18 protein-coding genes are annotated in these 16,304 nt (G+C 69.1%); 4 read left to right on the top strand and 14 right to left on the bottom strand.

Annotation, left to right across the window (positions count from 1 at the left end; translation table 11 throughout):
* Positions 1 to 443 precede the first annotated feature (443 nt).
* A complete protein-coding gene (locus ACLJQ7_RS25110) occupies positions 444 to 1,196 on the bottom strand; it encodes an AraC family transcriptional regulator (protein WP_410650605.1) in 753 nt (250 codons plus the stop codon).
* A 50-nt stretch (positions 1,197 to 1,246) separates the two neighbouring features.
* Between ACLJQ7_RS25110 and ACLJQ7_RS25105 the strand changes: the two genes are divergently transcribed.
* Positions 1,247 to 1,810 carry a class I SAM-dependent methyltransferase gene (locus ACLJQ7_RS25105; protein WP_410650678.1) on the top strand — a complete coding sequence of 188 codons (564 nt, stop codon included), beginning with the start codon at positions 1,247 to 1,249 and terminating at the stop codon, positions 1,808 to 1,810.
* Positions 1,811 to 1,878: 68 nt separating this feature from the next.
* Here the strand turns inward: ACLJQ7_RS25105 and ACLJQ7_RS25100 are convergent, their stop codons facing one another.
* On the bottom strand, positions 1,879 to 3,003 hold the full coding sequence (locus ACLJQ7_RS25100) for an alkaline phosphatase family protein (RefSeq protein ID WP_410650604.1): 1,125 nt from the start codon (positions 3,001 to 3,003) through the stop codon (positions 1,879 to 1,881).
* Between the two features lie 51 nt (positions 3,004 to 3,054).
* Between ACLJQ7_RS25100 and ACLJQ7_RS25095 the strand changes: the two genes are divergently transcribed.
* Together ACLJQ7_RS25095 and ACLJQ7_RS25090 are read left to right on the top strand one after the other, a co-directional pair.
* On the top strand, positions 3,055 to 3,267 hold the full coding sequence (locus tag ACLJQ7_RS25095; protein WP_038508997.1) for an FmdB family zinc ribbon protein: 213 nt from the start codon (positions 3,055 to 3,057) through the stop codon (positions 3,265 to 3,267).
* A 99-nt stretch (positions 3,268 to 3,366) separates the two neighbouring features.
* Entirely contained in the window at positions 3,367 to 4,287 is a 921-nt protein-coding gene (locus ACLJQ7_RS25090) for a mechanosensitive ion channel family protein (protein ID WP_410650603.1), read from the top strand.
* Positions 4,288 to 4,321: 34 nt separating this feature from the next.
* On the opposite strand, the gene ACLJQ7_RS25085 is transcribed toward ACLJQ7_RS25090, so the two are convergent.
* Together ACLJQ7_RS25085 and ACLJQ7_RS25080 are read right to left on the bottom strand one after the other, a co-directional pair.
* The gene (locus ACLJQ7_RS25085; RefSeq protein WP_410650602.1) at positions 4,322 to 4,705 is read right to left on the bottom strand and encodes a DUF6401 family natural product biosynthesis protein; all 384 of its coding nucleotides are present in this window, start codon (positions 4,703 to 4,705) and stop codon (positions 4,322 to 4,324) included.
* A 60-nt stretch (positions 4,706 to 4,765) separates the two neighbouring features.
* Positions 4,766 to 5,884 carry a trans-sulfuration enzyme family protein gene (locus ACLJQ7_RS25080; RefSeq protein ID WP_410650601.1) on the bottom strand — a complete coding sequence of 373 codons (1,119 nt, stop codon included), beginning with the start codon at positions 5,882 to 5,884 and terminating at the stop codon, positions 4,766 to 4,768.
* A gap of 59 nt (positions 5,885 to 5,943) precedes the next feature.
* On the opposite strand from ACLJQ7_RS25080, the gene ACLJQ7_RS25075 reads away from it, so the two are divergent.
* Positions 5,944 to 6,429, top strand: a complete 486-nt coding sequence (locus ACLJQ7_RS25075) for an Lrp/AsnC family transcriptional regulator (protein ID WP_410650600.1) — start codon at positions 5,944 to 5,946, stop codon at positions 6,427 to 6,429.
* Here the strand turns inward: ACLJQ7_RS25075 and ACLJQ7_RS25070 are convergent.
* The 10 genes from ACLJQ7_RS25070 to ACLJQ7_RS25025 all read right to left on the bottom strand — a co-directional run bounded on the left by ACLJQ7_RS25070 (position 6,410) and on the right by ACLJQ7_RS25025 (position 16,293).
* Positions 6,410 to 7,261 carry a hypothetical protein gene (locus ACLJQ7_RS25070; protein WP_410650599.1) on the bottom strand — a complete coding sequence of 284 codons (852 nt, stop codon included), beginning with the start codon at positions 7,259 to 7,261 and terminating at the stop codon, positions 6,410 to 6,412. The genes ACLJQ7_RS25075 and ACLJQ7_RS25070 overlap by 20 nt on opposite strands.
* Positions 7,262 to 7,271: 10 nt before the next feature.
* Positions 7,272 to 7,637: a hypothetical protein gene (locus ACLJQ7_RS25065; RefSeq protein ID WP_410650598.1), complete on the bottom strand. Its 366-nt coding sequence runs from the start codon at positions 7,635 to 7,637 to the stop codon at positions 7,272 to 7,274.
* A gap of 10 nt (positions 7,638 to 7,647) precedes the next feature.
* The gene (locus ACLJQ7_RS25060) at positions 7,648 to 9,441 is read right to left on the bottom strand and encodes a 3-hydroxyacyl-CoA dehydrogenase family protein (RefSeq protein ID WP_410650597.1); all 1,794 of its coding nucleotides are present in this window, start codon (positions 9,439 to 9,441) and stop codon (positions 7,648 to 7,650) included.
* Positions 9,442 to 9,788: 347 nt separating this feature from the next.
* Entirely contained in the window at positions 9,789 to 10,463 is a 675-nt protein-coding gene (dhaM, locus tag ACLJQ7_RS25055; RefSeq protein WP_410650596.1) for a dihydroxyacetone kinase phosphoryl donor subunit DhaM, read from the bottom strand.
* Positions 10,460 to 11,083 (bottom strand): dihydroxyacetone kinase subunit DhaL, encoded by a 624-nt coding sequence (gene dhaL, locus ACLJQ7_RS25050; protein WP_410650595.1) that lies wholly within the window; start codon positions 11,081 to 11,083, stop codon positions 10,460 to 10,462. The genes dhaM and dhaL overlap by 4 nt, the downstream gene beginning before the upstream one ends.
* Positions 11,083 to 12,084, bottom strand: a complete 1,002-nt coding sequence (dhaK, locus tag ACLJQ7_RS25045) for a dihydroxyacetone kinase subunit DhaK (RefSeq protein ID WP_410650594.1) — start codon at positions 12,082 to 12,084, stop codon at positions 11,083 to 11,085. The genes dhaL and dhaK overlap by 1 nt, the downstream gene beginning before the upstream one ends.
* A gap of 68 nt (positions 12,085 to 12,152) precedes the next feature.
* Positions 12,153 to 13,148: a DUF3558 domain-containing protein gene (locus ACLJQ7_RS25040; protein WP_410650593.1), complete on the bottom strand. Its 996-nt coding sequence runs from the start codon at positions 13,146 to 13,148 to the stop codon at positions 12,153 to 12,155.
* Between the two features lie 47 nt (positions 13,149 to 13,195).
* Entirely contained in the window at positions 13,196 to 13,459 is a 264-nt protein-coding gene (locus tag ACLJQ7_RS25035; protein ID WP_410650592.1) for a hypothetical protein, read from the bottom strand.
* 10 nt (positions 13,460 to 13,469) lie between these two features.
* Positions 13,470 to 15,167 (bottom strand): sodium:solute symporter family protein, encoded by a 1,698-nt coding sequence (locus ACLJQ7_RS25030; protein ID WP_410650677.1) that lies wholly within the window; start codon positions 15,165 to 15,167, stop codon positions 13,470 to 13,472.
* Positions 15,168 to 15,516: 349 nt separating this feature from the next.
* Positions 15,517 to 16,293, bottom strand: coding sequence for a hypothetical protein (locus tag ACLJQ7_RS25025; protein WP_410650591.1), 777 nt, complete (start codon positions 16,291 to 16,293; stop codon positions 15,517 to 15,519).
* Positions 16,294 to 16,304: the final 11 nt, after the last annotated feature.

Here is a 16,304-nt window from a genome sequence, read left to right as displayed (position 1 = left end):
GCCGGGTGATGCCGCTCGCTCGGTGTTCGGTCCCGCCTGTCGAACACGCGAGTTGCGCCTCCGATCACGCGAGTTACGCCTTCGATCACGCGAGTTGCGCCTCCAATCACGCGAGTTTCGCCTCCAAACACGCGAGTTCCGCCTCCAAACACGTGTGATCCGGTGGCCGACACGTGTGATCCGTTGGCCATCACATGTGATCCGGTGGCCATCACGTGTGATCCGTTGGCCATCACGTGTGATCGGGCGGCCGTCATGCGTGATCCGGTGGCCATCACGACCGGAGGGGCGGCACGTGGTGGAACCGGGCGCGGGTATGGGTCGTCCGATCACGCGCGTCGGCCATCCGATCTCGCGTGTTGGGCGCCGCGACTCGCGTGACGGACGACGGGAACTCGCGTGACGGAAGACGGAACTCGCGTGACGGAAGGCGTAACACGCGGCTAGCCACCGAAGTAGGCGCCCGGCGTCACACCGACCGAGCGGCGGAAGGCGGCGACGAACGCGCTCGGCGAGGAGTAACCGATCCGGCGGGAGACCGCGGTCAGCGGCATGCCCTCGGCCAGTAGCGGCAAGGAAGCCCGCAGCCGGGCCTGCACCCGCCACGCGCCGAACGTCGTGCGGCACTCGGTGAGGAACAGGCGGGCGAGGGTGCGTTCGCTCGCGCCCGCGTCGTGTGCGAGGTCCGCGAGGCCGCGGCGATCCGCCGGATCGGCGATCACCGCCCGCGCGACGGTCAGCGCACGTCCGTCCGACGGCATCGGCACGGTGATCGGCACGACGGCCACCGGTTCGAGCAGGTCGAAGGCGACGGCCTCGGCCCGGCGGCGCGCGTCGTCGCCGAGGTCGGCGGCGCCGAGATGCTCGAGCAGTTCCCGCAGCAGCGGACGGACGGCGACGAGCGTCGGTTCGGGCCAGTGCACCGGGCAACGGTCGTGGGCGGCGTAGATCCCCCGCAACACGGTTTGCGCGGTGGCGCCGGTCCGGTGGACGACGCCCGCCGGGATCCAGAGCGCCCGTGTCGGCGGCAGCACCCAGTACCGGTCGCCGATGTTCACGCTCAAAATCCCCCGGGCCGCCCACGCGAGCTGGTGGCCGTCATGCTCGTGCCACGGAAGCCAGGTGCCCGCGGCCAGATCCATCTCGCCGAGCACCATCGCCGTCGACATCGGCGGCAGGAGTCCGATTTGCGACATGACTTGGCAGCCTATCGCCTACCGGTCAAGCTAGCTTCGGATTCATGCCGATGAACCTGGTGCACCGCAAACTCTGCAGTTCCGCGCTGTGGGCGAAAGCCGTCGCTCACGAGATGCCGGGCAACGTCGCCGGCTTCGACCTGGGTGACTCCGTATTGGAGATCGGCCCTGGCTTCGGCGCGACCACGCGCGCGCTCGTCGGGCGCGTTCCACGGCTCACGGCCGTCGAGATCGACGAGGCGTCGGCGGACCTCCTGAAACGGAAGTTCGACGGCCGGGTGCGGATCGTCCAGGGGGACGGAGCGGCGCTGCCCTTCGAGGACGGCGAGTTCTCGGCGGTCGTCTGTTTCACGATGCTGCACCACGTGCCGACGACGGCGTTGCAGGACTCGATCTTCGCCGAGGCGTTCCGTGTGCTCCGCCCCGGCGGTGTCCTTCGCGCGATCGACAGCCTGGAGAGCCTGCCGTTCCGGCTGCTCCACATCGGCGACACGATGAACGCCCTCGACCCGGTTTCGCTCTGGCCCCGCCTCACCGACGCCGGTTTCACCGACATCCAGGTCGACCACGTGCCCAAGCGCTCCGTGAAGTTCTCGGCCAGGAAGCCCACCTGACGCATTTCGTCCTCTGAATGCGGCAGTTGCACGCGCAAGGACCGCATTCAGAGGACGAAATGCGGGGGTCAGCCGCGCGCGAGGACCAGCGGGACGAGTTGTTCGGCCGGGGTCAGCGAGCCGTGCTGGCCCACCAGGGAGGACTCGACGGCCTCGGCCAGCTCCCGCACGAGGCCGAACCGTCCCTTCGACGCCACGACCACGTCGCCGATACGCGGGCGCACCCGGTCCGAAACCGGCCCGAACCAGCCCGCCTCGATGGCCTCGTCGCGCGGGAGGGTCCACGCCCGGTCACCGATGACCTCGCGCCAGGCGGCCAGGACGTCGGCCTCCGCGCCCGGTTCGCTGTAGACGTGCCGTGCCCGGACCTCGCCCCCGATCGCCCGGACGCCGCCGAGCAGCGCGGGGGTCTCGTCGATGTCCAGCGCGCCCTCGACCGCCACCATGCCGTGGTCGGCCACGACCGCGAGGAGCGCGCCGGGCGACAATCCGTCCACAATGGACTCCACCAGCCGGTCGACCTGCCGCAGCTGCATCCGCCACGGCGCCGAACCGGGTCCGTAGGTGTGGCCGAGCGTGTCGAGTTCGCTGTGGTAGCCCCAGCAGAACGCGGGCCGCGCTTCGAGGCAGTGCAGGACGCAGGCGGCCAGGTCACCGAGCGCGTGGACGCCCACGTAACGCGCACCGGACTGCGTCGCGCGGGTGAGCGCGGTGTCGGCGAACTTCGCCGAAGACACCACGCTCGTCGTGATCCCGGCGGCCGCCGCGCGTTCGAACGTCGTCGGCAGCGGCTGCACCTCGCGCGGCGGCAGCGCGCCGCGGAGGTCGCCGCCGTCCACATGGCTGCTCCAGCGCAGCGCATTCAGCACGCCGGCGCCCGGCACCTCGAAGCTGTAGCCGACGAGGCCGTGCTCGCCCGACGCCAGCCCGGTGCCGATCGCGCCGAGACCGGCGGCCGTCGTCGCCGGGAATCCGACCCGCAGCGGCGACTTCGCCAGCTGGGTGAGCACGGGCGCGTCGGCGGCGTGCTCGGCCAGCAGTTCCCAGCCGAGACCGTCGATGAGCAGGACACAGGCGCTGGACGCCTCCGGCAGGCTGAGCGAGTTCGCGAACCCGTCGGCGCCGAGGGCGGAGAGCACGGACGGGACGACTTGGCCGAGATGCGGCACATCCGCCGCGACAGGCAGTTCCACCGTGCCAGCTTGCCATCCCGGCGGCCGGAAGGAGATGGGATAATGCCGGACATGCCGACTTACGCCTACCGCTGCCGCGAATGCGCCGGAACCTTCGAACTGCTGCGGCCGATGAGCGAGTCCGGTGCGCCCGCGCCGTGCCCGGAGGGCCACCAGGACACCGTCAAACTGCTGACGACCGTCGCACTGACCGGGTCGGCCTCCGGTCCCGCCCCTGTTCCCGCGGGCGGAGGCGGTTGCTGCGGAGGCGGCTGCTGCAGCTGACCCCACCCGTTCGGGTGGCCTAACGTGTGATCGCCCGAATGGCGGGCACCCTCTTCCCACCAGTCTGGAAGCTCCAGTGGTGGGAAGGGAGAAAGTCCAGTGGCCACATCAGCACTGGCGGCCGTCGACTTCGGTCAGGGCGTGTCGAGCGCCTGGAGTTCGGTCGCCACCTTCGTCCCCAAACTGCTCGCGTTCCTGGTCATCCTGTTCATCGGCTGGCTGATCGCCAAGGCGCTCTCGAAGGCCGTGAGCATGGTGCTCGAGAAGGTCGGGTTCAACCGGCTACTCGATCGCGGGGGCTTCAAACAGATGCTCGCGCGCAGCCAGTTCGACGCGTCGAACATCATCAGCAAGATCGTCTACTACGCGGTCCTCCTGATCGCCCTGCAGTTCGCGTTCGGCGTGTTCGGCCCGAACCCGGTGAGCGCGCTGCTCAACGACATCGTCGCCTGGCTGCCGCGCGCCATCGTCGCGATCATCATCGTGGTGATCGCCGGCGCCATCGCCAAGGCGGTCAAGGACCTGGTCGGCAACGCCCTCGGTGGTGTCTCCTACGGCAAGGTGCTCGCCAACATAGCCTCGGTGTTCATCTGGGGCCTCGGCGCGATCGCCGCGCTGAACCAGATCGGGGTCGCCACCGCGGTCACGCTGCCGGTGCTGATCACCGTGCTCGCCACGGTCGGCGGTATCGCCGTCGTCGGTGTCGGCGGTGGCCTCATCAAGCCGATGCAGCAGCGCTGGGAGACCTGGCTCGGCCGGGCCGAGGCGGAGATCCCCGCCGCGAAGGCGCAGGCCGAGGCCTACCAGCGCGGACGTGAGGACGCGGGCCGCTCGGGTGACGTGCCGACGGAGCGGACCACGGCCCACCAGCCGGTGTCCGCCGGGCACCACGCCGCGGAACCGGACATGCCGGCCCAGCACCAGCAGTTCCCGCCCAGCCAGGGCCCGGCGTCCCAGCACCAGGATCCCGGCCAGCGGCCCCCCGGTGGAAACATGCCCCCTCCGCCGGAGTACCGCTGACCTTCCCCGGGAGCGGGTGGGGCGTCCGGCCGCCCTACCCGTTCCCGGCCGGCTGGGTCCGCCGGTCGTCCATCGAGGCGGCCAGCGAACACACGCCGACCAGCCGCGCGGTCATCCAGTCGCTGGTGGTCCAAGCGGACAGATCGGCCGGAGCACGGAACGTCCACCCCTTGGTCTTCGCCTCGTCGAGCAGCCCTCGCGTGTAGCCGGCGAGGAGGACGACCCCGGCGACCGCCGCCGAGCCTTCGACCCCCGCCGCGAGGATGTCCCGCACCGCGGCGGAGTGCTGATCGAAGACGGCCGACAGCGCGGGCACGGCCGCCGCGGCGGCCAGCCCGGCGACACCGATCTGCTGGTGCAGCCGGGAAAGCGTGCTACGAGCCGAAGATTCCACCCAGGACGAGACCAGATCTTTCACCCGACCAGGTTAACCAGGCCAGACGATTTGTCGACATCCCGGTGACGACGATCGCAGAATTCAGCACGCCTTGAGTGCCTGATCCAGGTCGTGCCACAGGTCCTCGACGTCCTCCAGTCCCACCGACATGCGGATGAGCCGGTCGGTGACCCCCGCGCCGCGCCGGTCGTCCTCGGCGACGATCCGGTGGCTGATCGAGGCGGGGTGCTGGATGAGCGAGTCCACGCTGCCGAGGCTGACGGCCGGGGTGATCAGCCGGACCGCGCCGATGAGCGCGTGCGGATCACCCTCGACCTCGAACGCGATCAGCGGGCCGCCGACGGCCGGGTAGTGCACGGCGCTCACGTTCGCGTGACCGCGAAGCCGCTCGACGAGTTCGGCGGCCGTCGCGGACGCGGCGTTGACGCGCAGCGGAAGAGTCGAAAGGCCGCGAAGCAGCATGTATCCGGCGAGCGGGTGCAGCACCCCTCCGGTGGCGAAGCGGATCTGGCGCAGCATCCCCGCGTCTTCGGTGTTGCAAGCGACGACGCCGCCCATGACGTCGCCATGACCGCCGAGGAACTTGGTCGCGCTGTGCAGGACGAACCGGGCGCCGTGGCGTCCGGGCCGCTGGAGCACGGGAGTCGCGAAAGTGTTGTCCACCAGCACCGGGACCTCGCCCGCGGCGCGCACGATCTCGGCGATGTCGACCTCGCGCAGGGTCGGGTTCGCGGGTGTTTCGAGCAGCACCAGCCCCGTGTCGGGCCGCAGCGCCGACGCGACGCCTTCCGGATCGGCCCAGGTCACCTCGGTGCCGAGCAGACCGGACGTGAGCATGTGATCGGTGCAGCCATAGACCGGGCGGACGGCGACGACGTGCCGTTTGCCCTGCGCGACGGCGGCGAGCAGTGAGGCCGACACCGCGGCCATGCCGGTGGCGAACGCGACGGCGTCGTCGAACCCTTCGAGTTCGGCCAGCGCCTTCTCGAAGCGTTCGACGGTCGGGTTGCTCAGCCGCCCGTAGACCGGGAGCCCGGACAGCGAGCCCGAGGCGGCGAATTCGTCGATGCGGCCCGCTTCTTCGAGGCTGTCCCGCGACGGGTAGGTCGTGGACAGGTCGAGCGGAGCGGCGTGGACGCCGAGGTCCGTGAGATCGTCACGGCCGGCGTGGACGGCTCGGGTGCGCAGCGTTGCGGTCATACGCCAGATGGTGCGTTTTTCTCCGGATCTGGCGCAATATCCTCGGATATCATTCGGCGATGTCGGATTCCGTCGAACTGAGCACGGTTGATCTTCACATTCTGCGGCTTCTTCAGAACGACGCCCGGATCTCGAACAAGGATCTCGCGGCCGAGATCGGCGTCGCGCCCTCGACCTGTCTCGACCGGGTCAACCGGCTGCGCGAGCTCGGCGTGATCACCGGCCAGCGCGCGGAGGTGGACGCCGCCAAACTCGGCCGACCGCTCGAAGCGCTCCTGTTCGTCCAGGTCCGCCCGCACCGGCGGGCGCTGGTCGACTCGTTCGTCGAGCATCTGCTCGCCTTGCCCGAGGTCCGCGCCGTCTACCACCTGACCGGCCCGGACGACTTCCTCGCGCATGTCGCCACCGCTTCGGCGACCGAGCTGCAACGGCTGGTCCTCGACGAACTGACCGCCCGCGACGAGGTCGCCCGGGTGCACACGAACCTCGTCTTCCAGCACTGGAGCGGGGGACCTTTGCTACCGCCTACGCGATCCGGACCTTGAAGGGATGTGTGACGTCGGTGGGGCACGTGAAGACGTTCAGCACCCTCTGGCGGTGAAAGGACCAGCCCGCCGCCTCACCCTCGGCGACTTCGCATCCGCAGCCGACCTCGTGCTCCTCCGAGGCCAGCGCGATCGTCTGCCGCAGTTCGGCGCCGCATTCCCGGCAGCCCAGCTCGTGCCGATCGGTCGCGTCCCAGGCGGTCCAGCCGCCGATCTTCGAGTACTGGTCCAGCTCCGGCCAGCCCTCCGGGTCGTCGCCCGCGCCCTCGGGAATGCCGAGCGCGGCGCGGGTCTCCGCCGGGAAGTCGCAGAGCCGGGGCAACTCGTCGATCGAGCAAGGTTCGAAAACGCAGGGATCCGGCACGTAGGCGGCCTTGGCACCGTCAGGAGCGGGAGGCGGGACAGTGATGTCCTTGATGTCCGTGATGTCCCGCACCTCGCCCGAATCACGCCAGACCAGCCGCACCGCGGGACCCTGGTGATGCGGGCTGTCGTGCTCCATCGGGCAGAACAGGATCTGCAGGACGTCGGTGCCCTCCGGGAACGGCAGCTCCGGGAAGTCGTCGCGGAAGAACTGCGCCGCGACGACCATCACCGGGACCGGCTTGTCGAGCCGATGCCCGCCCGCCCACGCGTCGTCGGACGCGTCCGGGTCGGGCGGCCAGGTCACCGGGCACTCCGGCCACGGCTCGTCCGACGGCCAGAGCAGCGGGCCGCCGAAGTGGCTTTCGTCCGGACCGGGGATTCCGGGCGCGGGATGCAGCCGGATGGCCGTCCGGACCAGGTCGTTCAGGCCGGGGATGGGCACCCCGTCGTAGGTGAGCTGACGCACTCCCGGGAGCTTAGAGGTCCGGCAGCGGATCTTCAGGTTCAGCGCCGTCCCGCAGGATCTCCGCGTCGGCGGCGTGGACGACCGAGATGTACTCGTCGTCGATCTCGTAGTCGACGCCGTTGAACTTGAACCACGGGACGGTCGACGTGTCGACCGGTCCGATCCGGTGGTTCCGCAGGCTCGTCGCGACCACCCGTTTCGGGGTCTTCCGGCTCAGGTACCCGGTGGTGAGGACCGTGATCGTCTTGCGGGTCACCGCGAAGAACACGCTGGGATTGGTACTGCCCAGGATGTCGGCGGGGAACACGTAGTGGATCTCGTCGTCCGGATCGAGGAGTTCCTTGATCCGCTTCCTGACCCCCGAGGAAACCGGCATGGCACCCAAGTTACCGGGCCGAGTAGTCCTTGAATCCCTTTCCGGTCTTCCGGCCGAGCCGCCCGGCGGTCACGAGGTGTTCCAGCAGCGGAGCGGGCGCGAAGCCCTCTTCGCGGAACTCGTTGAACAGGGTCCGCTGGATCGCCAGCGAGACGTCCAGCCCGACGACGTCGAGCAGTTCGAACGGGCCCATCGGCAGCCCGCAGCCCACCTTCATCGCGGTGTCGATGTCGTCGGCCTCCGCGTAGTGCGCTTCGAGCATCTTCACCGCGTCGTTCAGGTACGGGAACAGCAGCGCGTTGACGATGAACCCGGCCCGGTCACCGCAGTGCACGGGATGCTTGCCCACGGCCGCGCAGACGGCGTCGACGGTCGCGATCACGTCGGGCGCGGTGGCGATGGTCGAGACGACCTCGACCAGTTTCATCACCGGCGCCGGATTGAAGAAGTGCACGCCGACCACGTCCGAAGGCCGCGAAGTGGCGGCCGCGCATTCGATGACCGGCAGGGACGACGTCGTCGTGGCCAGGACCGCGCCCGGCTTCACGACGTCGTCGAGCGCGGCGAAAACCGCCTGTTTGACGGCCAGGTCTTCGGCCACCGCCTCGACCACGAGGTCGACGTCGGTCAGTTCCTCGAACTCCACCGCCGGCGAGATCCGGCCGAGCGCGGCGGCGGCGTCCTCCTCGGACAGCCTGCCCTTGACGACGGCCTTGTCCAGCGACTTCTTCACCCTCGCGACCGACGCCGCGGCCTTCTCCGCGCTCCGCGCCCGCAGGATGACCTCGTAACCGCGTTTCGCGAACACCTCGACGATGCCCGTCGCCATGGTCCCGGTCCCGACGACGCCGACCTTGCGCACCTCACGAGGCACCACTGCGTCCACTGTGTTCACGGTGTCCACAACGGACTTCGTGACCGCGTCGGTCACCGTCGGCGAATCGGGTTCGTCATAGGTGTAGAAACCCCGGCCCGTCTTCCGGCCGAGCAGCCCGGCGGTGATCATCTGCTTCAGCAGCGGTGCCGGCGCGTGCAGCCGGTTACGCGACTGGTGGTACATCGTGTCGAGGATCTCGTACGCGGTGTCCAGCCCGATGAGGTCGAGCAAAGCCAAGGGCCCCATGGGATATCCGCAACCGAACCGCATCGCCGCGTCGAGGTCCTCACGCGTGGCGTAGCGCTGCTCGTACATCCGCACGGCGTGGTTGAGGTACCCGAAGAGCAGGGCATTGGCGATGAACCCGGCGCGGTCGCCGATCACCACCGGGGTCTTGCCGAGGCGTTCGGCGAACGCGACGACGTCGGTGACCACCTCGGGTTCGGTGACGACGGTACGGACGATCTCGACCAGCTTGAGAATCGGCGCCGGGTTGAAGAAATGCATCCCGACGACCTTGCCCGGCCGCGCGGTGTGCACACCGATCTCGGTGATCGACAGCGACGAGGTGTTCGAGACGAAGATCGTGTCCGGGCCGGTGATCTTGTCCAGCTGGGCGAATACGTCGGATTTCGCTTCGAGGTTCTCCGGGATCGCCTCGATGACCAGGTCCACATCGGACAGTTCGGTCAGCGACGTGGTGTAGCGGATCCGGTCCAGCAGCGCGCTCCGGCCGTCGGCGTCGAGTTTGCCGCCGGTCACCGCCCGTTCGGTCGAATGCTCCAGATGACCCCGGCCGCGGTGGACGCCGTCGTCGTCGATCTCCACCGCCACGACGGACACGCCGCTCCGCGCGAGCACCTCGGCGATCCCGGCACCCATGGTGCCGAGACCGATGACTCCCACACTCGAGATTTCCCGCGCCACAACCGGCCTCCGGAGGTTACTCGCTGGTAGTTTCTCCGATCGTGCCATGCCGGGGCGTGGAAAGCAGCGGCTGTCACCCTCCGAATCGAGTAAGTGTCACTCACGGACGAGAGCCGAAGGACGCTTTCCCCGTATGCGAGCCTTCACCGCGGGTCCGATGCAAGGAAAGGTCCTTTCCTGGCAAATTTTGCAAGGAAAGAGCCTTTCCTTGCATCAGGCGAGGGATCAAGGGACCTTTGCTACCGCCCGGCGGCCAGGGCCAAGTACATGAAGGCCCCCATCACGGCGCTAGACGCAATGAAGGGGGCCTTCATGTACTTGGGCTGCTGCGAAAGCCGGACCTCAGCTCACTCGCCGAAGTTCCGGTCGACGAGATCCTTGACCTTGGCGAGGGCTTCCTCGGCCTGCGCGCCCTTCGCGCGGACCTCGATCCGGTCACTCTGACGGGCACCGAGCGCCATCAGCGCGAGCACGCTGTTGGCGTCCGCGGTCTCGTCGCCGAGCCGCACGGTGACCTGCGCGTCCAGCCCCGCGATGCTCCGGACCAGTACGGCGGCGGGCCGCGCGTGCAACCCGACGTCGTTCCGCAGCGTGAGTTCGACACTGCTCTCGCCGTCCTGCGAGCCTTCGTCGAACGTCAGGTCCGGCGGCGCGCCCGCCGACGCGGCCGCTCCGGCGACGGCCTCGCGGTCCGCCCCGCCCTGCGCCGCGACGGCGGCGGCGATCGCGCCCTCGACCAGCGGCGCGTCCACGACGACCGCGGCCGACGGATCGGCGAGCGATTCGACGGCCAGTTCCGCGGTCATCTGCGCGCTGCCCAGGTCGTACAGCAGGACGACGCCCGCACCCGAATCGGCGCGCTGTGTCGCGGCGACGACCTCGTCGTAGTCCGTCCCGATCCCGCCGTCGGCCAGGCCGCCCGCCGCCGAGATGGTGACGTCCGGCGCCATCTGCGCGGCGAGTTCCGCGAGTCCTTCGGCGAGTTTGGCGCTGTGGGAGACGAGCACGATTCCGACGCTCACTTGGCGGCCTCCGCGAAGGCGCGCAGCAGCAACGCCGTCGAACGGGCGCCGGGGTCCATATGCCCCTTGGCCCGCTCGCCGAGGTACGAGGCCCGGCCCTTGCGGGGCACGAGTTCCACAGTGGACTCGGCGCCCTTGTCCGCGGCGTCCGCCGCCGCGGACAGGATCTCCGCGATGCCGGATCCGGAGGCTTCCTCGGCGGCGGAGACGGCGGGGATCAGGGCGTCGACCATGGTCGCGTCTCCCCCGACGGCCTTGCCTCGCGCCTGCACTCCTTCGAGTGCCGCGCGCAGGGCCTCGACGAGCAGCGGACCGTCCACTTCGGCCGCGTCGCCCAGCTTGACCGACGCGCGCAGGAAGGCCGTGCCGTACAACGGGCCCGCCGCGCCACCGACCTTCGAGATCAACGTCGTGGCGGCGAGCTTCGCGACCGCGGCGGGGGTTTCCGGGGTGGCGGTGTCCAAAGCGGACACGATGGCACCGAATCCGCGGTCCATGTTCTCGCCGTGGTCGGCGTCGCCGATCGCGCGGTCGAGGTCGACCAGTTCGGCTCGATGCTCGGCGATCACCGCGGCCGCCGCCCGCAAGGCGGCGGCGAGTGTCTCGGCGGTGCAGGCCATCAGACTCCCCACCTCAGGGCCGGGGTGTTCACCGGCGCGTCCCACAACTCGGTCAGCTCGTCGTCCAGTTTCAGCAACGTCAGGCTCATCCCCTGCATCTCGAGGCTGGTGATGTACGGCCCCACCAGGCGCCGTTCGACCACGATCCCACGCTCGGCCAGCAGCCGCTCGGCGATCCCGTGTGCCAGGTACAGCTCGACCAACGGGGTACCGCCCATCGAGTTCGTGAACAGCAGGACCTTGTCACCCTCCGCGAAGGGCAGGTCCGTGACCACCGCTTCCACCATGCGCGCGACCAGTTCGTCCGCCGTCACCACCGCGGTCCGCTCGATACCGGGCTCGCCGTGGATGCCGATGCCGAACTCGATCTCGTCGTCGGCGAGGTCGAAACTCGGCTCGCCCGCGTGGGGCACGGTCGGCGCGGTGAGCGCGACGCCGATCGACCGGACCTGGCCGATCACCTTGCGCGCCAACGCTTCCACCGAATCGAGCGGGGCGCCTCGTTCGGCGGCGGCACCGGTGATCTTTTCCAGCAGCACCGTGCCGCCGACCCCGCGACGGCCGGCGGTGTAGGTGGAGTCCTTGACCGCGACATCGTCGTCGATCACCACGCTGCGCACGTCCAGCCCTTCGGCGGCGGCGAGTTCCGCGGCGGTCTCGAAGTTGAGGACGTCGCCGGTGTAGTTCTTCACGATCAGCAACGCGCCCGCGTCCCCGGTGGTGGCCTTGACCGCGGCCTCCACGGCGTCCGGCGGCGGCGAGGTGAACACCGCGCCCGGGACGGCGGCCGCGAGCATGCCCCGCCCGACGAACCCACCGTGCAGCGGTTCGTGCCCGGAGCCGCCGCCGGAGATCACCGCGACCTTGCCCGCCACGGGCGCGTCCACCCGCACCACGAGCGCCGGGTCGTCCTCCACACGCAGGACGTCCGCGTGCGCCGCGGCGAGTCCGCGCAAGGATTCCGCGACCACCGTCTTCGGGTCGTTGATGATCTTCTTCAAGGTGGCCTCCGGCACGTCGGCGGGTGGGGTGTCCCCTTCCTACCTCGCGCGGCCGGATGCCGCCAGCGTCAGGGCTTCGGCAGCTTGGAGATCACCGATCCGGCGACCTTGGCCGCCTTGCCGCACGACGCCGCTTCGTCCTTCTTCTCGTCGTAGTTCTTGTAGTTGACGCTGACGATCTCGACCTCGTCGTCCGCCCACGGCTTGTGCTGCCACTCGATCTTGCACTCGGCGTCGCTGCCGGTGCCGACCTTCTGGTAGACGGCGACGCCGTCGATGTCGACCTTCTTGTTCCCGTCGCGTTCCGCCGGCGGAAGGCCGCGGCGGAAGCCGATCGAGATCCGCGGATTGGAGCCCGGTGTCCAGTCGCAGGAGTGGAAGGTGGTCAGCGTGGTCGCGCCGTGCGGCACCACCTCGCTGAGGACGGCGGGGTCGGCGGCGGTGCACGGATCGACACCGGTGAGCGTGCCCGCGACGGCCGGGTATTTCGCCGGTGACGCGTGCAGGCTCTTCACGGCCTTCGCGGCCACCGCACGGCCTGTCGCACACGGGTCACCGCCGTCGTAGGTGACCGAGAAGCTGATCCCGCGCTCGGGCTTGCGCAGGGTCATGATGCCGACGTCGCAGCTCTTCCCGTCCTTGTCCTTCCGCTCGATCTGCGGCAATCCCTCGACCGCCGAAACGGTGACGCCGTTGCTCGAGAGATAGGTGGACGCACCGATTTCGACCCGGACCGTGAGTTCCTTGCCTCCGGCGTCGACGGCCTTCGTGCGGCAGGTGCCGAACGAGCTGAGGTTCGCCGTCGGCTCCTCCGGCGTGCCGAGGCTGCTCAGCACCTCCTTGCTCACCAGCCCGCACGGGTCGACCGAGCGCAGCACCGCCGGGGTGACCGCGGGATCGTTGATCTCCCCGTCGGGCACCGAGCCGGAACCGGCTTCGGCGGCGACGGTGGTCCGGGCGAAGTTGGACTTGCCGAGGTTCTGACCGCAGGCCGACAGCGCGCCGAGCGCGGCCACCAGGGCCAGCACGGACGCGATCCGGCGACGTCGAGCGTTGAACAGCACGAAGTGCACGGTAGCCGGAGCTCCTCGCCGGTGTCCGGACAACCCGGCTATTCGCCACCCTCGCCGTCGGTGCTCGGCGGCACCACGATGGGGCGCAGCTTCGCCCACAGCATGAACAGCGCCGCGAACACCAGCATGCCGATACCCGCCCACAGATTGATGTTGACGTCGGCGGCCTTGGCCAGCTCCTCGTCGGTGGTGAACCAAAGCCCCATGATCGTGAGCACCAGCCCGTAGCCGCCGATGAGCAGCGCGATGATCAGCCGGATGTCGAAGACGCCGGCCTTCTTGGGAGCTTGCGACGCAGCCATCTCCGGCCTCCTAGAAGACGATGTTGAGCACGATGGTCAGGATCAGCACGATGCCCGCGAGCAGCCCCGGCTTGCGGTACCAGCCCGCGTCGTCGCCGGTCTCGTCGTGCTTCAGCGACTCCTTCGGGGTGAGGGAGTAGACGAGGCCGACCAGCTGGGCCTCCGGCTTCGGCGCGGTGGCGAGCGAGACCCCGACGCTGACCGCGATGTCGACGACGAACGCGGTACCGGCGGCCACGAAGCTGATGCCCTGCCCGGTGAGCCCGAGGACCCCGGCCTGCGACAGCAGCCACACGGTGATCGCGGAGGCGGTACCGGACACGAGGCCGACCCAGCCCGCCGTCGGCGTCATCCGCTTCCAGAACATGCCGAGGATGAAGGTGGCGAACAGCGGCGCGTTGAAGAAGGAGAACAGGTCCTGCAGATAGGTCAGGATGTTCCCGGAGTTCGACGCGATGAACGCGGTGCCGATCGCGAGCACGGTCCCGACCGCGGTGACCAGGCGGCCGAGCCGCAGGTAGTAGCCGTCCGACTCGTTCTTCTTCACGTACGACTGCCAGATGTCGTAGGTGAACACGGTGTTGAACGAGCTCAGGTTCGCGGCCATGCCCGCCATGAACGAGGCGAGCAGACCGGCGAGCGCCACCCCGAGCATGCCGTTGGGCAGCAGGTCGCGCATCAGCAGCAGGATCGCGTTGTTCGCGGTCACGCCACTGGGCGCCTCGCCGCCGTCGAGCAGGATCTGCTTGTCCTGGACGTACTCGGAAACGGTGACCGCGGCGATCATGCCGGGGATGATGACGATGAACGGGATCAGCATCTTCGGGAAGGCACCGATGATCGGCGTCCGCCGCGCGGCCGACATGCTCTTCGACGCCATCGCGCGCTGGACCTCGACGAAGTTCGTCGTCCAGTAGCCGAAGGACAGCACGAAACCGAGACCGAAGACGAGACCGAGGACCGAAAGGAAGCTGTTGCCGAAGCCGGTGAGGTTGTCACCCGGCCAGGAGGACAGCTGCGCGTCGCCGCCGGGGCTCGCGCTGACCTTGTCGACCAGGCCCTGCCAGCCGCCGACCTTCACCAGACCGACGATGGTCAGCGGCAGCAGCGCCGCGACGATCACGAAGAACTGCAGGACCTCGTTGTAGATCGCGGCGGAGAGGCCGCCGAGCGCGGTGTAGGAGAGCACGACCGCGGCCGCGACGATGATCGACACCCACAGCGGCCAGCCGAGCAGGAGGTTCACCACGCTGGCGAGCAGGAACAGGTTCGCGCCGGCGATGAGGATCTGCGCGCTCGCGAAGCTGATGCCGTTGACCAGGTGGGCGGGTTTGCCGAACCGGCGGAGCATGAACTCCGGGACACTGCGGACCTTCGAGCCGTAGTAGAACGGCATCATCACGATGCCGAGGAACAGCATCGCCGGGATCGCGCCGATCCAGAAGTAGTGGACGGTCGGCAGACCGTAGAGCACGCCGTTGGCCGACATGCCCATGATCTCGACCGCGCCGAGGTTCGCCGAAATGAAGGCGAGACCGGTGACCCAGGCGGGCAGGGAGCGGCCGGAGAGGAAGAAGTCGAGGCTGCTCGAAACCGACCTTCGCGCCATGTACCCGATGCCGAGCACCAGCGCGAAATAGAAGGCGAGCAGGACGTAGTCGATCGGACTTGCGTCGAGCCGCAGGTTCGCATCGGCCAGCACGTGCAACCGACTCACCTCCATAGTGAAAATGTCCACGAGAAACGCCTGGATCACGTCAATCGCGGACCATACTGCATGGATTCAGGAGCGGCAGTGCGGGTGGGCGGCGACCGCCCCGACGTGTCTGTTTCGGGACAATTCTTGACAATTCCTGTCCGGTCGCCGGAGGCTTCAAGACAACTGCAGGAAGCAACGGCACCGCCCCCGGGTGGGACGACCGGGTCGCCGGTGGGCGGGCGAGTTCCGCCCAGCGCAGCCGCCGCCATCCGGGACCGGGATACCCGGCGGTCCGCCATGCTCCCGGAAAAGGGCCGCTCCGTCGCCGGAACGGCCCCTTCCCGTGACCGGCGGGGGTCTACCGGTCCGTGGGCAGGCCCACTTCGCCGTCCTCCTGGATCAACCGGGCGAGGACGTCGTCCGGCAGGTACGTGCGGTGCGGGTAGCCCGAGCCCCACGAGTTGAGGAACGGCACGGCGCCGAGTTCGTCGGCACGCGGGTTGCCCAGCACCTCGTGCACCTCGTCGACCGACGTCGCCCAGCGATAGGCATGGAGGCCGTTTTTGACGTCGGGCGTGTAGGCGGCCCGCTCGACGTGGTCGTCGTCGGTGTAGGTCTCCGACCACGGGACGTGACCCAGTTCGAGCAGGACCTCGGCCGCCGCGCGGACGGACGTGCCGTTGTTGTCACCGGGGTTGGTCTCGCCCCATTCGTCACGCAGTTTCGACTGGTCCCACAGCCACCGCGCGGCGTACAGGTCGCCGTTGAACATCGTCATGCAGCGCGACCAGCCGAAGCCGACGCAGGCGCCTTCCTTGCCCTGGTCGTAGAAGGCGTACTGGGCGTCGCCGTCGGTCGATTCACCGGGTTCGAGGCAGACACAGTGCCCGCCGCGGATCCTGGTGAGCGATTTCGCGCCGCCTTTCGCGACGAAGAATTCGCCGGACTTCTCGTCCTTCTCGGGTACGTCGAATTCCTTGTACCAGTTGACACCGATGACGACCGGCGACCGGGTGGGCCGGTCCTCGGTGGCCAGCGCGGTCAACGGATAGCGCTCGACGTGGCGCCAGTCGTCCGGGACGAACCGGCCGAGACGGCCGTCCGCCGGGTCACTGCCGATCGGGCGATAACGCATGGGATCCTCCT

This window comes from Amycolatopsis sp. cmx-4-54, assembly GCF_046548895.1.
In the GTDB taxonomy this organism is placed as follows: Bacteria; Actinomycetota; Actinomycetes; order Mycobacteriales; family Pseudonocardiaceae; genus Amycolatopsis.
Note: the sequence above shows the minus strand (reverse complement) of the source record. Positions and strands in the feature narration are given on the sequence as shown.